The sequence below is a fragment of the Colwellia sp. MB3u-4 genome, from assembly GCF_014077065.1.
In the GTDB taxonomy this organism is placed as follows: Bacteria; Pseudomonadota; Gammaproteobacteria; order Enterobacterales; family Alteromonadaceae; genus Cognaticolwellia.
This window is the reverse complement of the sequence record NZ_JACGVE010000079.1, coordinates 480,679-501,307: the sequence shown is the minus strand read 5'-3', so window position 1 is coordinate 501,307 and position 20,629 is coordinate 480,679. Positions and strand designations below refer to the sequence as shown.

Annotated in this window: 14 protein-coding genes; 6 read left to right on the top strand and 8 right to left on the bottom strand. The window is 38.5% G+C overall.

Annotated elements, in window-relative coordinates; all coding sequences use genetic code 11:
* Window positions 1-325: 325 nt before the first annotated feature.
* Both H4J61_RS11625 and H4J61_RS11620 read left to right on the top strand, forming a co-directional pair.
* Window positions 326-958, top strand: a complete 633-nt coding sequence (locus tag H4J61_RS11625; protein ID WP_182185139.1) for a TetR family transcriptional regulator C-terminal domain-containing protein — start codon at window positions 326-328, stop codon at window positions 956-958.
* A 43-nt stretch (window positions 959-1,001) separates the two neighbouring features.
* Window positions 1,002-1,988: an MDR family oxidoreductase gene (locus tag H4J61_RS11620; RefSeq protein WP_182136251.1), complete on the top strand. Its 987-nt coding sequence runs from the start codon at window positions 1,002-1,004 to the stop codon at window positions 1,986-1,988.
* A gap of 219 nt (window positions 1,989-2,207) precedes the next feature.
* Here the strand turns inward: H4J61_RS11620 and H4J61_RS11615 are convergent, their stop codons facing one another.
* From H4J61_RS11615 to H4J61_RS11600, 4 genes are all read right to left on the bottom strand, one after another.
* Window positions 2,208-2,681: a hypothetical protein gene (locus H4J61_RS11615; RefSeq protein WP_182185138.1), complete on the bottom strand. Its 474-nt coding sequence runs from the start codon at window positions 2,679-2,681 to the stop codon at window positions 2,208-2,210.
* 45 nt (window positions 2,682-2,726) lie between these two features.
* Window positions 2,727-3,410 (bottom strand): 2OG-Fe(II) oxygenase, encoded by a 684-nt coding sequence (locus H4J61_RS11610; RefSeq protein WP_182136249.1) that lies wholly within the window; start codon window positions 3,408-3,410, stop codon window positions 2,727-2,729.
* A gap of 391 nt (window positions 3,411-3,801) precedes the next feature.
* Entirely contained in the window at window positions 3,802-5,406 is a 1,605-nt protein-coding gene (locus H4J61_RS11605; RefSeq protein WP_182136248.1) for an ABC-F family ATPase, read from the bottom strand.
* 608 nt (window positions 5,407-6,014) lie between these two features.
* The gene (locus H4J61_RS11600; RefSeq protein WP_182185137.1) at window positions 6,015-8,120 is read right to left on the bottom strand and encodes a TonB-dependent siderophore receptor; all 2,106 of its coding nucleotides are present in this window, start codon (window positions 8,118-8,120) and stop codon (window positions 6,015-6,017) included.
* Between the two features lie 208 nt (window positions 8,121-8,328).
* On the opposite strand from H4J61_RS11600, the gene H4J61_RS11595 reads away from it, so the two are divergent.
* The 3 genes from H4J61_RS11595 (at window position 8,329) to H4J61_RS11585 (ending at window position 11,352) form a co-directional block, all read left to right on the top strand.
* Complete coding sequence (locus tag H4J61_RS11595; RefSeq protein WP_182185136.1) at window positions 8,329-9,531, top strand: PepSY domain-containing protein; 1,203 nt, start codon at window positions 8,329-8,331, stop codon at window positions 9,529-9,531.
* Entirely contained in the window at window positions 9,531-10,001 is a 471-nt protein-coding gene (locus H4J61_RS11590; RefSeq protein WP_182138115.1) for a hypothetical protein, read from the top strand. The genes H4J61_RS11595 and H4J61_RS11590 overlap by 1 nt, the downstream gene beginning before the upstream one ends.
* Window positions 10,002-10,401: 400 nt before the next feature.
* Window positions 10,402-11,352: a DnaJ C-terminal domain-containing protein gene (locus H4J61_RS11585; RefSeq protein WP_182138114.1), complete on the top strand. Its 951-nt coding sequence runs from the start codon at window positions 10,402-10,404 to the stop codon at window positions 11,350-11,352.
* A gap of 562 nt (window positions 11,353-11,914) precedes the next feature.
* Here the strand turns inward: H4J61_RS11585 and H4J61_RS11580 are convergent.
* From H4J61_RS11580 to H4J61_RS11565, 4 genes are all read right to left on the bottom strand, one after another.
* Window positions 11,915-12,415 (bottom strand): polymer-forming cytoskeletal protein, encoded by a 501-nt coding sequence (locus tag H4J61_RS11580; protein ID WP_182185135.1) that lies wholly within the window; start codon window positions 12,413-12,415, stop codon window positions 11,915-11,917.
* A complete protein-coding gene (locus tag H4J61_RS11575; RefSeq protein ID WP_182185134.1) occupies window positions 12,405-13,514 on the bottom strand; it encodes a M23 family metallopeptidase in 1,110 nt (369 codons plus the stop codon). Before H4J61_RS11575 ends, H4J61_RS11580 begins: the two co-directional genes overlap by 11 nt.
* Window positions 13,515-14,311: 797 nt before the next feature.
* On the bottom strand, window positions 14,312-16,816 hold the full coding sequence (locus H4J61_RS11570; protein WP_182185133.1) for a bifunctional diguanylate cyclase/phosphodiesterase: 2,505 nt from the start codon (window positions 16,814-16,816) through the stop codon (window positions 14,312-14,314).
* Between the two features lie 462 nt (window positions 16,817-17,278).
* Window positions 17,279-18,043 carry a Crp/Fnr family transcriptional regulator gene (locus H4J61_RS11565; protein WP_182185132.1) on the bottom strand — a complete coding sequence of 255 codons (765 nt, stop codon included), beginning with the start codon at window positions 18,041-18,043 and terminating at the stop codon, window positions 17,279-17,281.
* Window positions 18,044-18,411: 368 nt separating this feature from the next.
* On the opposite strand from H4J61_RS11565, the gene dnaK reads away from it, so the two are divergent.
* Window positions 18,412-20,304 carry a molecular chaperone DnaK gene (dnaK, locus tag H4J61_RS11560; RefSeq protein WP_182185131.1) on the top strand — a complete coding sequence of 631 codons (1,893 nt, stop codon included), beginning with the start codon at window positions 18,412-18,414 and terminating at the stop codon, window positions 20,302-20,304.
* The last annotated feature ends 325 nt before the right edge of the window (window positions 20,305-20,629 follow it).

The window sequence follows — 20,629 nt, the reverse complement described above, 5'->3', positions numbered from 1 at the left end:
TAGTCTTGGGTTAATTGCATAAAGTGACAAATTAGCTACTTTAACCGCCGAATAACGCCACTGAAACAGTAAGCAAGCCGAGCTAGCATTACTGCCAAGTTAATAACTTGCCCATCATGACACAGCCCTAATCATAAGTAAGGTATTTAGCCACTAGACTTTGCAAATCCGCGACTATTGCTTTCGCCAACAAAACCCATTAAAAAGTTTCTTATGAACATTTTAGCGTCGACATAGAAAAATAGCGTAACTCACTATTGCCATGAAAACTTCACTTTCTAAATTAACCTTGCATTTAATTAGACGATCGGTCTAATATACTACTATGAACAAAAACAACACAACACCTAAACGTGGTAGGCCAGCTAAATCAGGTCGAGATAGCAGCCAAACCAAACAAGCGCTAGTGCAAAGTGGCGTTGAATATTTTACTGAATTTGGCTTTGCCTCTTCTGGCATAGATCAAATTTTAAAGAAAGTGTCGATACCAAAAGGTTCTTTTTATCATTACTTTGCAAGTAAGGAAGCTTTTGGTATAGCGGTTATTGAAGAATATAGTCACTATTTTGCTAAAAAATTAGATTTACACCTGCTCAATGAAACCAATAAACCGCTAATGCGTATTGTAAATTTTGCTAATGACGCTAAAGAAGGCATGACAAGATATAATTTTAAACGCGGTTGTTTAATTGGCAATCTCGAACAAGAAGTTGGTCTGTTACCAGAAAGTCACCGGCTACAACTATTAGATACTTTTGAAGTTTGGCAACAAAAAATGACCTGTTGTCTACAATTAGCACAACAAGAAAATACCATTCCAGCGTCACTTGATTGCACAGCTTTAGCGAGTTTTTTTTGGATGGGATGGGAAGGCTCTATCGCTAAAAGTAAATTGACAAAAAACTTAACGCCCATCGATACTTTTATCGATGTATTTTTGCAGTTAATTGCAAAGTAATTTTTAACTATTTAGAGACCAGTGGTCTATTTTGGAGCAGGCAATGTTTAACAGTTTAGTGATCAATAAAGATGATAGCCAAGGCTACCACGCCGACATTAAAGCACTTAGTGAAGCAGACCTAACTGATGGCGATGTGCTCATTAAGGTGCTTTACAGCACAATTAATTACAAAGATGCCTTAGCTATTTCAGGCAAAGCCCCAGTAATAAGACGTTTCCCTATGATACCCGGTATAGATTTAGTCGGTGTTGTTGAGCAATGTGATAATGACAAATTTAACGTTGGCGATCACGTGCTACTTAATGGCTATGGCGTCGGTGAAAAGTACTTGGGCGGTTTATCGCAAAAAGCCCGTATTAATAGTGAGTTTCTCATTCCATTACCTAAAGGCATAACGCCATATAATGCCATGGCAATAGGTACAGCAGGTTACACCGCAATGCTATGTGTCATCGCGTTAGAAAAACAAGGTATTACCCCAAAAAGTGGCAATATTTTAGTGACTGGCGCAACTGGTGGCGTTGGCAGTTTTGCCATTCGCATTTTAGCAGAGCTTGGCTATACAGTAACCGCATCAACAGGAAGTGATAAACAAGCGGCGTATTTAAAAGAGTTAGGTGCGGATGAAATTATTGACCGCACAGAGTTATCTGCCCCAGGTAAGCCACTAATGAAAGAGCGTTGGGCTGCAGCTATTGATTCTGTTGGTAGTACAACACTGGCCAATGTTTGTGCCAGCATCAACTACGGTGGTTGTGTCGCCGCCTGTGGTTTAGCACAAGGTATGGATTTTCCATCAACGGTAGCACCTTTTATCTTAAGAGGTGTCTCTTTACTGGGTATCGACAGTGTTATGCGCCCAGAGCAAGACAGATTAGACGCCTGGCATCGACTTGAGCAAACGCAGTTGGCTGATAAAATATCACAAATATCAACCACGGTTGGCTTACATGACGCTATTGCTGTGGCCAACAAGTTACTTGATGGTGAAGTGACTGGTCGTGTGGTTGTTGATGTAAACGCTTAAATGACTGAGCGCTAGAGATGAATCATCATCTCTAGCGAATTGCATTCAAAAATGTTTAATAAGTTTTTTGAAAAATTGTCACTAATCACTAATCACCAAGCAGTATTAATTATTAGCCTGATGTTAGGTCACTTTACTTAGACTGACTTGAGCTTAGTTTAACTTAGGCTTAGTTTAACTTGAGCTTAACGTCCCTTGACTCAGCTAAACGACACTAGCCTACATATTAATGGTTCTAATAAGAAAGTAGCTTGGCCAAATTTCTCGTACTTGCCGCTCCCAGTTTGGATCCACTTTGCCGTTAGGTAATTCTAGTAGCCAAAATTTTGCCCACCTTTGAACATTCTTACCTGATTTACTGAGTTTTAGTGGCGAAAATCGACGCTTATATTGCTTGCCTTGATATTCAAAAACCGCATTGCTTCTGGCTCTTTTATGCAAAATGTCTAACTCTGCAGTAATAAGTTCGACCTCTGATACCGGTAATAGTTGCTGGTTTTTCAAGCAAGCCAATATCTCAGCTTTTTTTATGCTCACCTGCATATAAACATCGATATGTGGTGTGTACACCATGCCAGTTAAACCATAAATAGAAGCTAGTTCTCTATCGGCTAATGCCTTCAAAGGCAATAACTCTTGGTTAATGTCACTTAGTTCACTGATTATATGTAGCTTTTTCTTCAATTTTGGCAATTACAATTCCCCGTAACCTTATATTACATGACTTTATTTTTTACATTATCTTGGCGGATCAATATTATTAGCAATACTGGTATTTAATCTAAACCATCCTGCAATAGCATAACGATCGCGTAAAGCAGGTAACACTTCATGAGGAAACTCTTCACTTAAAAACACCACAATAGTGCCAGCATTGGGTATTACCGTTATTTTATTACCAGCAATAATACCCGAGTCAAGGTCTTGCTCAGGGTAAATGATCAATTCACCGCCATCTTCAAGCGACCAATCTTGATTAAGATATACCACAACAGATAGCACTCGATTACCTTCGCCTTTAAAAGCATCTTTGTGCTGCTTGTAAAAGTCGCCTTTACCGTAATGGGAAAAATGACTTTCAAAAGAAAATAAGCCTAAAAATAAATGCTTGTTTAAATAATTTTGCAGTGACCCTGCCCATTTAATCCAAGCACCACTAGCTTCGGTATTACCCGTTATCCAACAAATTTCATCTGTGCGAATAGCATCATTAATAACATGATCTTTAGCTCGGCCAATACCCGCGCGTTTAAAATTTTCATCCGCTAATTCGTTGATCTGTTGCAATAGCAAGCTGGTTAAATTTTTAGGTAAAGCATCAAGGCTGATACTGTAACCTTTATCAACAAGATTATTCGCGATTGATTCAAACAGTGACAAGTCATCATCGAGCAGACTTGATTGAACTAAGCTCAACGACATTCTGCCGTAGGAGGGCAAGCTAACATTATGCTGTTATCTAATAAAATGAAATATGCCTCATAATAACACTATGCGTTCGCATTAGCGTAGGCTTTCATGGTAACAAGACAATTAAACAAATGAGATAGGCAATAACGTTAAGCGGCTAGATAACTTGTTGAGGTGGTTTTTAAGAACTTGTTAAGGTACTTTTGAAAAAGTAACCGGTACTTGCTGAGCTAATGTAAATTTAACGAGTAGCAATAATAACGCTGACCGCGCGCTAAGAAAAATTTATTGATTAATTGACCGGTATTTTAACTAAGCAGCAAGGTACATTCGCGGTACCTTGCTCTATTCAACTAGCGGTTAATACAGGTATTTTTAACTTACACTCGCTAAGTTTTTATCCTTAAGCGATTTTTTTCACTTGAACTTGGCTATCAAGGTATTCATCTAATGAGCCTTGAAAATCAACTAACTTTTTATCTTTAATATCAATAATACGAGTCGCTAAGCTTGAAACAAATTCACGGTCATGGCTGACAAAAATCAAGGTACCTTCGAAATCTTTCAAGGCATTATTTAACGCGTCAATCGCTTCAATGTCCATGTGGTTCGTCGGCTCATCCATGATCAATACATTGATATCAGCCATCATTAACATGCCAAATAACAAGCGGTTCTTTTCACCACCTGAACAGTTACGGGCTTTTTTATTGGCATCGTCGTCAGTAAATAGCATACGACCTAGCATGCCACGAACACTTAAATCGTTGTGACAAGGTCTACGCCATTGTGACATCCATTCCATTAGCGTTAGGTCATTATCGAAAAATGAACCACTGTCTTGCGGGCAATAACCCACTGATGCATTTTCAGACCACTTAACTACACCTTCAACGTGCTCTAACTCGTTCATTAGACAGCGTAATAAAGTAGTTTTACCTGCGCCGTTTTCACCAATAATAGCTAACTTAGCGCCGGCTTCTAATAATAAGTCACCTTTTTCAAATAATAAGTCACCATCAAAACCGTGACTTAAGTTTTCAAGCTCTAAGGCTTGACGGTGCATTTTTTTACCTGGAGCAAAAGCAATCTTAGGCGTAATACGACTTGATGATTTAACATCATCCAGTTTAATTTTGTCCATTTTCTTAGCACGAGAACTGGCTTGTTTCGCTTTTGAAGCATTAGCACCAAAACGGTTAACAAAGTCTTGTAGTTCAGCGATTTCAGCTACTTTCTTATCATTACCCGCTAATAACTGTTCACGTAATAAGCCAGATTGTGCCAAATAAAACTCGTAGTTACCTGGATAAACACGTAGTTCGCCATAGTCAATATCAGCCATATGCGTACAAACAGAGTTAAGAAAATGTCTATCATGCGAAATAATAATCATGGTGCATTTGCGCTTGTTCAACTCACCTTCTAACCAACTGATGGTATGAATATCCAAGTTGTTGGTCGGCTCATCAAGTAATAAAATGTCTGGATTAGCAAATAAGGCTTGTGCAAGTAGCACACGTAACTTCCAACCTGGCGCAACTTGCTGCATTGAACCGTAATGAAAAGACTCATCAATACCGGCTTCTAATAAGATTTCACCAGCGCGACTTTCTGCGGTGTAGCCATCCATTTCTGCAAATTGGCTTTCTAAGTCACCAACACGCATACCATCGTCTTCGCTCATCTCAGTTTGTGCGTAAATAGCATCTCTTTCTTGCTTAACTTTCCATAACGGCATATCACCCATGATCACAGTATCGATAACATTGTGCTTTTCAAAAGCAAACTGATCTTGGCCCAAGGTACTGACTTTATTACCTGTACTTACCGATACGTTACCTGAGCTTGGCACTAAGTCGCCACTAAGTATCTTCATAAATGTAGACTTGCCACAGCCATTTGCGCCGATCAAACCGTAGCGGTGACCGTTGCCAAATTTAGCCGAAATGTTTTCAAATAACGGCTCTGCGCCAAATTGCATTGTAATGTTCGATGTAGTGATCAAAAGATATTCCTATTTTCCGTTAACTAAACTCATTAACTAGTAAGTGCTAACAGATGGTTTTAAAGTGATAGTTAATACTGTAATTTTGGATAACCAAGCTAGATGTATCAATAGACAAATGCTTAGCCACCATAATAAAGCCGCGCATTATACAGGATTAATGCTCAGACCCCCATCGAAATCTCACTTTTAAGTGATTATTTTATAAACAATGCGTGATCCTTTAGTTTTATAGCGATTGGCTTAGTGTGATCATTAGTGTGATCTTAGTATGGTAAAAGTTAACAACATAAAACATCTGCCAGATAAGTAGCTTAAAATCTGCCTTTGACTGTTATAAATTTACGCTGATAAATAGCGACAAAGTCCTTAAGCAATAGTGATCGTTTTCACTTCAACCAACAGAATATTTATTACACCGCACAAAATTAAAGTTAAGGTTGAAGTTGAAGTTAAGGCTAAAGTTGAAGTTAAAAACTTGGTTGATGGTTTAGGCATACTAATCAAAGCGTAGGTTTAAGCTTATACAATAACGATTAATTGCTAGTTAAGTACCGAAAAGCTATTAAGCCTTTAAAAAGGCTTAATAGCTATAAGTTAAATCACGGTTAGAAAAGGTAAGTTACGCCTAGGGTCGCATTAACAGGTGCGCCGTAATAACCTACGTTAAGCAAGCTGTTGATATATTTTTCGTCGGTAATATTATTGATATTGGCCTGAACAGTAAGTTGCTCTGATGCCTCCCAACGAGCAAATGTATTAAGCAATAAATAGGCATCTTGCTCAACAGCATAAGTAGTATTGAGAGTCTCAGATTGCCACTTACCGCCAACGCCAAAGGTAAACTCAGACATTTGTGGCAAGGTATAATCAATCGAGAAGTTAATGGTCTGTCGAGGGGCCCATTCGTTAGCATCTTCGCCGGAAAAATCTTCCAAGCTTAATGCAGTATAAGCTAGTAAAACATTAAGCTGTTCCGTAATCTGGCCAACAATTTCTACTTCAAAACCTTTTGATTTTACATTCGTGCCTTTATAATAAAATTGTGCTGTTTCAGGGTTTGTGCCGGCATAAGTCGCTAAGTCTTCTTGTTCTGCGCTAAATATGGCAAAAGTGGCAAGTAGGTTATGATCAAACCATTGTGTTTTTAAACCCGCTTCGTAATTCACCCCTTTAGTAGGATCTATAAACTCGCCTTGTAAATCATATTGTTCTTGTGGTTGATAAATGTCTGAGTAGCTGACGTAAGCATTAACATCATCGGTAATGGCGTAAGTTATACCCGCATAAGGGCTGATTTCACTTTCACTATTATCGATATCATTACCACTATTTATCCCTTCACGGATATATTTAATCGAATTAAACCCTGCAATGACAAATAAACTTTCAGAAATATTAAATTTGGTTGAACCAAAAAAACGCGTCAATATTACATCAATGTCAGAATATTTTGCTTTATCACGCCATACTGGCTCTGGTATGGCGTCTTGTGCATAAGGAAAACTCGGCGTTGGTCCCGCCGCTGAGGTAGTGGCATAATCATAGCCATACTCATAGTTCATTTGATTGCTTTTGGCTCTACTTAGCCCAAAAGTTACTTCATGATCTCGATTAAATAAGCTATATTTTCCTATCGTTGTTAAGTCGATAATATCTGAAGAAAACTCACTTTCGAATTTGCCCGGCCAACCAACTAAACCTAGCTTTGTTTCTTTATCAATGCTGCCGTAAACATAAAAAAGTTTACTTTTATCTTCAAATTTTTGTCTGTTGTAAGTAAGGTTTAGCTCCCAGTCATTATCAAAAATGTAGGCATATTCAATAAAGCCTGATGTGCTAATAGTATCCCACATCGCCCACTCCTGAGTGGTGGTCGCACTTTCATCCCATTCTGCTTGGCTACCATCGGTATAATTAAAAACTAAACCACCCCACATATTGCTATCTGTATTAGCATCTTGATATGAGAAGCCCGCGGTAATAGTCGAGTTATCGGTAAGTTGTCCGTCAACCACCCCGTAAATATAACTGCGATCATTACTTAATGCGTCAAGATGTGAATCACTCTCTTCAACAGCCACCACTACGCGTCCAGCCCAGCTGCCACTTTCTGTTAATAATGCTGAATAATCTGCATTGAGGCGTTGCTTGTTAAATGAGCCTAACGATAAACCCACTTCACCTTCATTTTCATTGGTTGGACGTTTACGAACATAATTTATCGTACCAGAAGAATTACCTACCCCTGTTAGTAAACCGTTTGCACCACGAATAACTTCAACTTTTTCATAGCCATATGCTTCCATAGCACCTGTAACAATGCCCCAGTTATTGGGTAAACCCACACCATCTATTTGGGTGCTTTTAATTTCGAAACCACGAGAAGTATAATTTGAACGATTAGTTTCCCACTCTTCAACACCGATACCTGGCGCTAGCTTAAGTGCATCATTAAGGTTATTTGCAGCATAATTTTTGATTTGTTCGGCGCTAACAATACTGATCGATTGTGGCGTTTCATTTATCTCCATGGTCAAACCTGTTGCGCCTTGACTAACACGGTCTTGGCGAACACCTACAATCATTATTCTTTCTATTTGCTCGGTCTTAATCGCTTCGTTCGCTGCAAGTGGTACTGCTTGTTGTGCATGTGCTTGAAAACCCATCGCCAAAATCAACGGAGAAAGTACAAAAGAACCTTTAAGTTTCATGTTTACCCTTATGTGTTTATGTATTTTATGAAAAAATATTTTATGAAAAAAACTGAATTTATTGTACATTTAAACAAATTTAAATACAAATGAAAATCATTACCATTTAATTAAGTGAATGATAATAGTTTTTATTAATATCTTGATCTCTGTATAGCTTGGCATTACTATAATGCCCACTTATGTACAGGATTAATTTGGAAAAAACATGGCAAAAATTAGTAACCGTTTTTGGTTTCAGCTTCACGGATGGTTTTCATTACCTATATGGATAATATTTTGCTTTGTCTGCCTAACTGGAACAATTTCGGTCATTAGTCATGAATTAACTTGGCTCACTAACCCTTCATCTCGAGCGAGTAACCCGCAAAACCTTGCCCATAAAACAGCACCTGAATTAGTGTCAATTGTTCAAAAAGCCTACCCAAGTGCAAAAGTAAATTCGGTACTAAGCTTTGAATCGTATCTAATAAATGCGGTCACTTTTACCGACAGTGACAAACCTTATGCCATAGCCTATGTCAACCAGTACACTGGTGAAATACAAGAGGTAAATCAAGGGTTTACTTTCGTAAACTTTATGCGTTCTTTACATGGTTGGTTATTATTTCCATGGCATCATAATTATAGTATTGGCTACTACCTAGTCTGTGCTATGGCAATCGTTATGTTGGGGGCATTAATAACCGGCTTGGTGGTTTATAAAAATTTTTGGCGAGCATTTACGCAACCCAAAATTCGTATCAAACAAGGTAAAAAAACACTGTTAGCCGATTTACATCGTTTAGCGGGAGTTTGGTCTATTTGGTTTTTGATCTTAATGAGTGTCACCGGCTTATGGTATTTAGTTCAAGCTATTATGTGGCATAACGACATTTCTATTGAACCACATACGCCCATAGTCGCCATAGAACAGATACCGCTAGATAGTACCAAAACACCAATAGCACCGTTTAACCTAGCCGATGCATTAGTCGTTGCTAAGCAAAAATTTCCTAATTTTAAAAGCACCTATGTTATGTTGCCAGAGCATAATCGTGACACCTACAAACTTTATGGCGCAGGCGACTTTATTTTTTATGATCAATTTTCTTATGGTGTAGTGGTTAATCCTTGGACGGGTAAACTGGCAAGTGAAAGGTCACCAGAAAAAATGACCACATTGCAAACCCTATCTCATATCGCTAATCCGCTTCATTACGGCACGATTGGCGGCATTTGGACCAAAATTATTTGGTTCATTTTTGGCCTGCTATTAACTGGTATGTCTATAACTGGATTTTTAATGTGGGGCAGCCGCACAGTAAAAGCGGCTCGCAGCAAGCAGGTGATCACAAGCAATAATATATCAAACCAACCAAGTGATAACGAAAAACAAAAAACAATATTCATCCAACAGGACATACAATAATGGCACAAGTAAATAATTCACTGTGGCAACGTCATAAATATAAAATAAGTGCGTTAGTATTAATTCTACCGGTATATTTTTTCTATCAGTCGCTATCTCCTGAGTTCCCTAACCCTTGGGTTGCACAAAAAATGGCCACGTTTGAAATCATACCCACACCCTATGATCTCGAACCACCTTATCTTCACGATGGCCATTACACTAAAGATTTTATGCTGACTTTTAGCCAAGGTAATATTGCAGACATACGTCAAGCTTATTTAAATATAGGTAAAGAGTCTTTGCCACTCACCATGCTACAAGCAGGTGATGAAGGCATATTGCATGGTAGTCAACATGGGCTAGAAGTACATGCTATTGCTCCTGCTATGATTAAACCCGCGCATAAATTGTGGTTAACAATACAAAGCTGGCATGGCAAGCAGATGGTGATGAGCTGGGACTTACCTAAAGAGATCCTACCTAAATAAAGACAATAAACTTAACGGTTATGTGATGTTAGCTTTCTTACCCTATTAGGCTATTGCTTTATTCATTGATTTTTTAGTTGGTTGAAATGTCATAAGAACTTATAACGTGAGATAAGTTCTTAGCAAAAAATCAGCTCTAATAATCATGACTAAAAGTTCTCGCTTAAAAGCAGTACGAAACAATGCAGCGTACTGCTTATATATTTGCTAGCAGTGTCATATTACTGACATTCGTACATTTCATTTGTTATTATAATCACGCCATAAAATTGGCTTAGCTAAAATTAATCCTAGGTTATTTTAACTTTGGATTGATACTCAGCGACTTTATCTACTAAAATTATTTACCAAAGCTAACTTACAAAATTATCTGCAAATGCCATATATGCAGGAGGTCAGTGTGAATTATAAAGATTATTATAAAATTATGGGCGTTGATAAAACCGCGTCCCAAGACGAAATTAAAACATCATATCGCAAATTAGCGCGCAAGTTTCATCCTGATGTCAGTAAAGAAAAAAATGCTGAGACTCGTTTTAAAGACATCAATGAAGCTTATGAAGTATTACGCGATAAAGAAAAACGCGCCGCGTATAACGAACTGGGCAGTAATTGGAAGGCTGGCCAATCAGGCTTTACACCACCACCTAGTTGGCAAGATCAATATCATCAAGGCCGTGGTAATACTGGCGAACAAGGTGATTTTAGCGACTTTTTCGAATCGTTATTTGGTGGCGGCTTTGGTGGGGGGCAACATGGCTCGCGTGGTCGTCAATCTATGCAAGGGCAAGATAGCAATGCAAAAATATTGATTGATTTGCAAGATGCTTACACTGGCGCAACCCGCAACTTCACACTACAAGATCAAGTTGTTGATCAACATGGAAGGATGCAAAATAAAGATCGGACCTTAAAAGTTAGCATTCCAAAAGGCATTAAACCGGGTCAAAAAATTCGTTTGCAAAAGCAAGGTCAAGCAGGTGCTGGCGGTGCAAGAAATGGTGATTTGTATCTTGAAATAGGCTTTAACCCAAACCCTTTATATGTGGTTGAAGGCGCTGATATAACCACTGAGCTTACTATTAGCCCATGGCAGGCCGCTTTAGGTGAAAAAGTGAAAGTGCCTACACCGAGTGGACCTATTGATTTAACCTTACCTAAACTGATCAGTAGCGGCAGCAAAATGCGTTTAAAAGGCCGTGGCTTACCCAGTAAAATTGCTGGAGACTTTTTTGTGAAGCTAAAAATTGTTTTTCCAAAAAGCTTGTCAGCAGAAGAAGAAACGCTTTATCAATCTTTAAAAGCACTAGCGAATGACAATGAGAATGTTAAACAAAAAGTGGATGCTTAACCAGCCGACTGACTACATTTTATGACTTATATTTTTTCATTTTTCCTCATGAAAAAGTACAACACTTAATGAGTGAAATTGGTCGACCCTGTAACAAATTGTATTACAGGGTCTAATCAGATAAACCCTGAGGGTGGAAGAGATGGTACATTCGATAAAATATAACTATATTTTTTGGCTTTTGCTAATGCGTTTAAATCGGTAAATATTAGTTGAGTAGCTTGTTATCAATAGTGTTAGCTTTGCCCCGCACTATCATTGTTGATTTATTACTTGTCTGAGAAAGCCCCTGATCCACGCGAAAATTTCATTGTCTTATTATTTAAAAAATTGACTAAGTTACTGACTATGCTGCTGACTAAAGCATACTGATGTTGTTCTACTGTAGCGCTGATATAAGGCTTAACTTTATTAATCGGCTCTAAAATAACCAACATCAGAATAGCAGGGTATTTTTTATGTTATTTAATTAATTCAATGTGTTATTAACAAGCATTCAAACCTGAGGCAGTACTTTTCAACGAATCAGCTCGTCAAATTATGACTGAGATTGAGGAGAACTTTATTTTTCTTGTACCATTTTTTCTGCACCGGGTTTTTCTGCACCGGGTTTTTCTGTACTGGGTTTTTCTGTACTAAGTTTATCACTCGGTTTTGCGCTTTTTTTGGCCGTGGCTAGCTCAGTTACATTTTCGCTTATATGATTGATGTTACCTTCGATGACAGCGCCAGCCTCTATACTGATAACTTCATGTTGAATATTACCGCGCACTTCTGCCGTTTTCTCTAGTATCACCTTTTGCGCCTTGATAGATCCGGTAACACTACCCTTAATAATGGCTTCTTCAGCAAAAATAGCGCCTTCAACTAGGCCATGAATACCAACCGTTAAATGCCTAACATGTATCTCGCCTTCGATTCTACCGTCAAGTTGGATCACTCCTTCGCTAGATACGTTACCGACAATATTAACGTCAGGGCTAATAATCGAGGGGGTTTTATTACTACTTTTACTGAGTTTATTTTCTACTGCTACGTCTTTACCTTTGTTTTTAGAGAACATTTTTCAAAGCCTTAATGAGTGAAAGAGGGTTGATCTGTTTGTTATTAAAAAGAACTTCATAATGCAAATGGGTGCTGGTACTGCGCCCACTACTGCCCATTAAACCTATAACATCATCCTTGCTGACTTTTTGCCCTTTCTTTACTTTTATTTTATGTAGATGACCAAAGCGTGTCATAAAACCATTGTGGTGATCAATTTCGATAAAACGGCCATAACTACCGTTTCTTCCTGCCCGACGCACAGTGCCATCAGCCGAGGCAAATATTTCAGTTTTTATCCAACCTGCCATATCAATGCCTTTATGCATTGCGGGGTGTTTAAGCATCGGGTCTTTGCGAATACCAAATAGACTAGAAATATAATAATCTTTTGCCGGAAAAATTACCGGTATATTACTCAGTGCCGCTTCTAGCTCGGTTAAACTAAGTAATTTCTCTATCAAGTTTTTATTGTCAATATCAAGTTCTTCGGCTAGCACTTGGTTGAGTGGACCGCCCTGCCCCAAAGCAGGAGCTGACCATTGCTTAAGCACAGATGCACTAGACACGCCCGCCAGTCTCATTGCTTGCTCAAGTACTTGCTTGCGTTTGTTTATTTGTTGTTCTAATTGGTGGTAACTAAATTGCTGTTTTTTCTTCAATTGGGCAAGATCAGTCTGGCTTTGCTGCATAACCGACCATATGGGATCATCAGTTTTACTTGTTGTTTCTGCGCTAAGGTCAATATCAGCAGGAGTTGCATCACTAGTTTGCCCAATAGTTTCATGCTTGGGATCCGCTATGGCTGCAGGTAGTGAGTCCAATACATTTTGCAGTAATTCTTGTTGCTCTTGTACTTGTAATAACTGCTGCTGCAACTGGCTTTGTTTGTCTTGATATTTCAACACTAACTGGTCCAGAGATGCTTGTGACTGGTACAATTGATTTTGGCTTTGTGACACTTGATCGTTAAGTGAAAAATATTTTAAGCTACTAAACGACAGCCAAGTAAAGGTTAAAGCCATCAATATAACAAGGCTAAGCTGCACTTTAGACGAGGCTTTAATGTATTTTATTTCACCATTTTGACGAACAATGAACTGTCGCTTTGGAAACAAGTATTGATAGATTCGATTTGTAGTTTTTATAATTTTTCTCAGTGCTTGTTATATTTTTTGCTAACTGAAATAGTAAAACTCAAAAAAAGTGAGAAAATCACTAAGATATTGATAAAAGTAGCAAAAAAAACTTTACCACATTACTAACACAACAGTTGTCAAAAAATTATTTATCCTCAGCTGCGCCTAAACGCTATAATAATTCCTTTTAATTATTGGCATGTCGAAAAATGATATATCGCGAGGCGTTTTCGAAGCGTCTAGTCCCTGCTTACCTGTAAACTATTAACTATCTTTGTTAACTCTACTAACCAATATGATCGCTAGGTCAAACATTTGTTCAGTTATACATGTTTAGTTATACATTTAACCACACACTTAGTTACATGTATAACTATAAAAGTTACATGATTAAACCGCTTTTTCTCTTCAGTATCAAGATTTTTTCACCTTAGGGCTATCACCCTGCAATATTCTTTTGCACTTAAGGCTTAATCCTAGCGACTTAGTTAATCAAAAATATTCACTGCTTGCAGTGTATCAGTAAATTAAAACTGTTTCTTACAAATAAAAAAGTGCTTTATAAACCGAAGAGATACACTCACAAATAATAAAAATTATTCTGTATAACAAATAGTTAAATCATGTTTGAGTGTGAAATATTGAACGATAATTTCAGTTCATAATTCAACAGAACTACCTACAACAAGTCATAGTGCTTGTCTTCATCAACAGTAAAATAAAAAATTAGCATCAGTGGTTAAAGAGGACCGTGATAATAACAAGTAAATGGCTATTTATATCTTCCAATTCGCATCAGGGTTCCAACTTGCATCGGGCTTCCAATTAGCTACCCATTCTGGAACATCACGGGTTAGCATAGGTTTGGCAATACTATTACCTTGTGCTAATTCACAGCCCAATTGTAATAGCGCCATGCCTTGTTCAATCGTTTCGACACCTTTTGCAATCACGCTGCGTTTGAATGGTTTAGCTAAGGCTATCACGGCTTCAACAATGGCGAAGTCATCGGCATCGTGCAACATGTTTCGCACAAAGCTCGGGTCTATATTAATGACCTTGGCTGGTAATCGTTTAAGGTAAGTGAGGGACGAATAGCCGGTGCCAAAATCATCTAAGGCAAATTTTACGCCCAAGGCCATACAGGCTTGCATGATTGTTGATACGTGATGAACATCATCTAAAGCATTTTTTTCCAGTATATCTAACTCTAAATAGCCTGGTTCAACATCGGGGTGGGCTGCTAACAGTGCCTTTAGCCTCTGGGTAAAGTCAGGTTGGCGTAATTGTGCTGCTACAATGTTTACGCTTGTGCTGATAGGGAGATTAAGCCCTGTTTTTTGCCACTGGCTAATTTGTGTTAGTGCGGTATCAATAACCCATTCGCCAAACTCGATACTCAGGGCGTTATTTTCCATGGTAGGCAAAAACTCAGCGGGGTTTAATAGCCCTCTTGTCGGATGTTGCCAGCGCATAAGCGCCTCAACCCCTATTACTTCGCCTGTTTTCATATTTACCTTAGGCTGATAGTAGAGCACAAATTGATGATTATTTAATGCACTTTGAATCGCCTCTAGGCTTTCTTTTTGCACTTTCACCGCCTCATCTTGAGCCATATCGAGTAAGTGATAACAATTTTTACCTAATTCTTTAGCCACGTACATAGCTTGATCAGCACAGCGCATGAGCTGGTCGGCATCGACACCATCTTTAGGGTAAAAGCTGACGCCAATACTAGCTGATATATTTAAGACTAACTTACCAATTAAAACCGGCTCAGACGTTACTAATAACAAACGATCTAATACCGGTTTACAATCTTCATCTCTGGCTAGATCCGCTAATACCGCGACAAATTCATCACCGCCAATACGCGCTAAGGTATCACATTCTCGCAACACCTCTTTCATACGAAGTGAGAGTGCTGTCAATAGTTGATCACCTACATCATGTCCATGAGTATCGTTAACGGCTTTAAAACCGTCTAAATCTAGAAATGCGACAGCGAGTGACAGCTGATGACGGTCGCACTGCAACATAGCTTGAGATAATCGGTCGGCAAGTAGCTTTCGGTTGGGTAGGTGCGTAAGAACATCGTAATGGGCAATGTGCTCTAATTGACTCTGGTATTCTTTCATCGAGGTGATATCTGTAAATAAGGTAACATAGTTACTTATGTGGCCAGCAATACCTTTGACCGAACTAATGTTGAGCATTTCGGGATAAACTTCACCATTTTTACGACAGCTCCATATATCACCAGACCAAAAGCCATCATTCAATACGGTTTGCCATATATCGGCGTAGAACTCTGGTGATTGTCGTCCGGATTTAAGAATACGTAAGTTCTGTCCAATGGCTTCTTCACGGCTATAACCCGTTATCGTCGTAAAAGTAGCATTGACATCAATGATAGTGCCTGTTGAATCTGTGATGGAGATACCTTCGCGGGCATGGCTGAATACACTGGCGGTAATAGCTAACTCATCGGCTAGCTTGTCTTTCTCTTTATTAGCAAGAGTTAACTCATCCGCGCGCTTATCTTTCTCTTTATTGGCAAGCATTAACTCATTTGCTCGCTTGTCTTTTTCCTTATTTTGAAAAGCAAGTTCTTGGTTGGCAAGCACTAACTCATTGGCTCGCTTATCTTTCTCTTGATTAGCAATAGCTAACTCATCGGCTCGCTTATCTTTCTCTTGATTAGCAATAGCTAACTCATTGGCTCGCTTATCTTTCTCTTGGTTTTGAAAGGCAAGTTCTTTATTGGCAAGGACTAACTCATCGGCGCGCTTATCTTTCTCTTGATTAGCAAGAACTAACTCATCCGCGCGCTTATCTTTTTCTTGATTAGCAATAGCTAACTCATCGGCTCGCTTATCTTTCTCTTGGTTTTGAAAGGCAAGTTCTCTATTGGCAAGGACTAACTCATCCGCGCGACTATCTTTCTCTTGGTTTTGGAAGGCAAGTTCTTTATTGGCAAGAATTAACTCATCGGCGCGCTTATCTTTCTCTTTATTGGCAAGAACTAACTCATCGGCGCGCTTATCTTTCTCTTGATTGGCAAGAACTAATTCATCCGCGCGCTTATCCTTCTCTTTATTGGCAAGAACTAATTCATCCGCGCGCTTATCCTTCTCTTTATTAGCAAGAATTAACTCATTGGCGCGCTTATCCTTCTCTTGATTGGCAAGAATTAACTCATCCGCGCGCTTATCTTTCTCTTTATTGGCAAGAATTAACTCATCCGCGCGCTTATCTTTATTTTTTATCCAACCAAACATTTTTTAACTCCTTATTATCAAAAAAACATGTGCTACAGCTTGTGTAACCATTGAAGTAAATATTGATTTTAGGATCGCGGCCTGCAGTTTTTTATGAGAAAATTGAAGGTTTTGTGCAGAATTCCATCATTCTGAGTCTAGCCTAATGCCACTTTTTTTCTATGCGTCTACTTTAAGTTAATTGAGAATAAACCAATATCTCCTTGCATGTCTATTCAAAATAACCATTATTATCCATCTAGTTATTCTTTTAGTTATCTCTCTAGTTATCTCTCTAGTTATCCATCTAGTTATTTTTTTAGTGTTATCAAGAACGTTCACCTTAATAAAGATCACCCGCTTCAATGTACTAAAAATTAGCCTAGATTTAGCATAAGAAAAAGTCATAACTATAACCAGTAAAGCCTCCCGTTCCCTATCAAAGCGATAATGGCTTGGTTAAGTCATTAGCTGTTATCGCGATTAGCGTTTAATGGACGGCGCATTGGTTAAATCTTGGCTGTATTTAGCCGCTTTTTCTAATGCTTCTAAATCTTTAACAATCAGTTGATTACGTTTTTTATCAATGGTGCCGGCTTTTTTCCAGTGCTGTAATTGTTTATTGATTACTTGCCTGACTGAGCCTGTCATTCGCGCCAAGGTTTCATCGTTTAAGCCATTAACTAAATGATGCTGATGTTCTTCTGTTTTAGCGCCGGTATAAAACTTAATTTTATTAATGTGCTCTAAAATAATACGGCTTAAACGCGTAGTAACATCGTGTAAAACTAGGCTACTAGCTTGCTGCTCTTTTTCACGCATTTTTTTCGCTAAATAAGGCATAAACTGTTGGTTAAATTCAGGATACGTCCACAGCCAATGTCGCATTGTTGCCAGTTTTACTGACAGTAATTTTACTGTTGTTAAGGGTGAAATAATAACGTCATGCGGTTGATCATCTAATAACACCATTAAATCAAAGCAATCGCCGGCATAAAGCATATCTAACGTAGCTTCTCGGCCGGTTTCAGGGTTACTTTGTTTAATTTCTAAACTGCCATCAATCACCACAAAAAAACGCTGGGTTAATAAGTCGGAATTAAAGTAATCACCTTTGCGCCATTCATCAAGCTGAAATTCTTGTTGAAAGTCTTCAATTAACTTTATAGGTAAGTCGGCAAAAATATTAGCTTGCCTGACGAGTACCGGACTGGCTTTTTGCGGTAAATGAGTGACATTTTTATACATAAATAAGTAGCTTTAGTTGTTGCAATAGCAAGTGTTTTTATTCTAACGAGTTATCGCTATATAGCAAAAGCTAATATTGCTTTGCAAACATTTTATCTTAGCTATTTACCGGGTTAATTTGCTGATTTTTATCTTTAAAAAAAATAAAAGAATAAAAAAACACAAAATCATCGTTACTGTCATATTTGTGACAGAAGCATTTTATTAGCTTTCGTAAAATAGCGCCACTAACCAAACACCTTGCGTTAATCCTTTAGAGTCATAGGGTTTATTCGAAGTTGTTTATACGGTCAAACTGCTTACTGGTAATAGCCATAAAGCATCAGACCTTTTTTATTAAGTTCTTTTAAAAAGAATAGGTGATTATTATGTCTAAGACTATTGGTATTGATTTAGGTACAACAAACTCATGTGTCGCCGTTATGGAAGGCGGCGTGGCAAAAATTATTGAAAATGCAGAAGGTAGCCGCACCACACCATCAATTGTTGCTTATGCCAACAATGAAACATTAGCCGGCCAACCCGCAAAAAGACAAGCGGTAACAAACTCCACCAATACATTATTTGCAATTAAGCGCTTAATTGGTCGTAAGTTTGATGATAAAGAGGTGCAAAAAGATATTAAATTAGCGCCTTATAAAATTATAAAAGCAAGTAACGGTGACGCTTGGGTTGAAGTTAATGGTAAAGCCTTATCGCCACAGGAAGTATCAGCACAAATTTTACGTAAATTGAAAAAAGATGCTGAAGCTTATTTAGGTGAAACAGTCACTGACGCGGTTATTACTGTACCCGCCTACTTTAATGATTCACAACGCCAAGCAACTAAAGACGCAGGTAAAATTGCTGGGCTTAATGTTAAGCGTATTATTAACGAACCTACAGCCGCCGCATTAGCTTACGGTGTAGACAAAAACAGTAAAGCTGATCAAAAAGTGGCGGTTTACGATTTAGGTGGTGGTACTTTTGATGTCTCTATTATTGAAATATCTAATGTAGACGGTGAAAAACAATTTGAAGTATTAGCCACTAATGGCGATACCTTTCTAGGCGGTGAAGATTTTGATTTACGCTTAATCAATTACCTTGCGAGTGAGTTTAAAAAAGAAAGCGGTATTGATATTAAACAAGACCCTTTAGCGTTACAGCGCATTAAAGAAGCGGCGGAAAAAGCAAAAATCGAATTGTCATCAGCCTTACAAACTGACATAAATTTACCTTACGTTACCGCTGATGCTAGCGGCCCTAAACACTTAAAAATACAAGTGACTCGGGCTAAACTAGAGTCATTAGTTGATGACTTAGTAAAAAGCACCATAGCGCCATGTACACAAGCATTGAAGGATGCGGGTTTAAGCAAAGCGGATATTAGCCAAGTCATTTTGGTTGGCGGTCAATCACGCATGCCAAAAGTACAAGCAGCAGTTAAAGACTTTTTTGGTAAAGAGCCACGTAAAGATGTTAATCCAGATGAAGCCGTTGCCATGGGTGCTGCCATACAAGCGGGTGTGTTGTCAGGCACAGTGGGCGATGTGTTGTTACTTGATGTAACGCCATTGTCACTGGGTATTGAAACCTTAGGCGGGGTAATGACCAAGCTTATTGAGAAAAATACCACCATACCGACACGGGCTTCTGAAACCTTTTCAACGGCAGAAGATAATCAAGCCGCCGTAACGGTACATGTGTTACAGGGCCAACGTGAAATGGCGACAGACAACAAATCGTTAGGTCAATTTAACTTAACTGATATTAAGCCTGGCCCACGCGGTTCAGTGCAAGTTGAAGTTACCTTTGATATTGATGCGGACGGTATTTTAAATGTCACCGCAAAAGACAAAGCAACCGGTAAGGAGCAAAGCATTAAAATTACCGCTTCAAGTGGCTTAACAGAAGACGAAGTTAATCGCATGGTAAACGATGCACTGAGTCACGCCACTGAAGATAAGCAAAAGCGTGAGTTAGTTGAGCAACGTAACCAAGCGGATCAGTTAATTCATACCGTGCAAACATCAATGACAAGTTTGAGTGATGATCAGCAAACTGAGCTTAAAACTTTAATTGAGCAACTAAAAATGGCGGTTAATGGTGATGACAAAGCCGCGATTGAAATGCGACAAAAGACCTTGCAAGAGGCCTACAGTAAAATTATGCAAGCTGAAAAGGCCCAAGAAGCACAACATCAAGGTGAAGCAGCCAACGATGAAGCTAAAAGCGAAGATGTTATTGATGCTGACTTTGAAGATGTTAGCAACGGTTAATCGCTAAAGGATAAAGCCTAATTCATTATCCGCTACAGGCTAATTCACTGACTAGCTAAAGTCTAAAAACAAACCCCTGATATTTATTATTAGGGGTTTTTTATTACCTACTATATTACCTATTATATTGCCGACGCTATTACCGATGCTTTTGCCGATAAAACAGATGACTAAGCTGATTAATTTTCTGAGTATTTCACTTGATAAAACAAGCGACTACTGGCTTGTGTATGTATATATTTTACCTTTATATAAAGCAGAGCCTTTTATTAATAAAACCGCTATAAGTCAGTTTCATGCCATGATGATGATTTTTTTCTTTTTG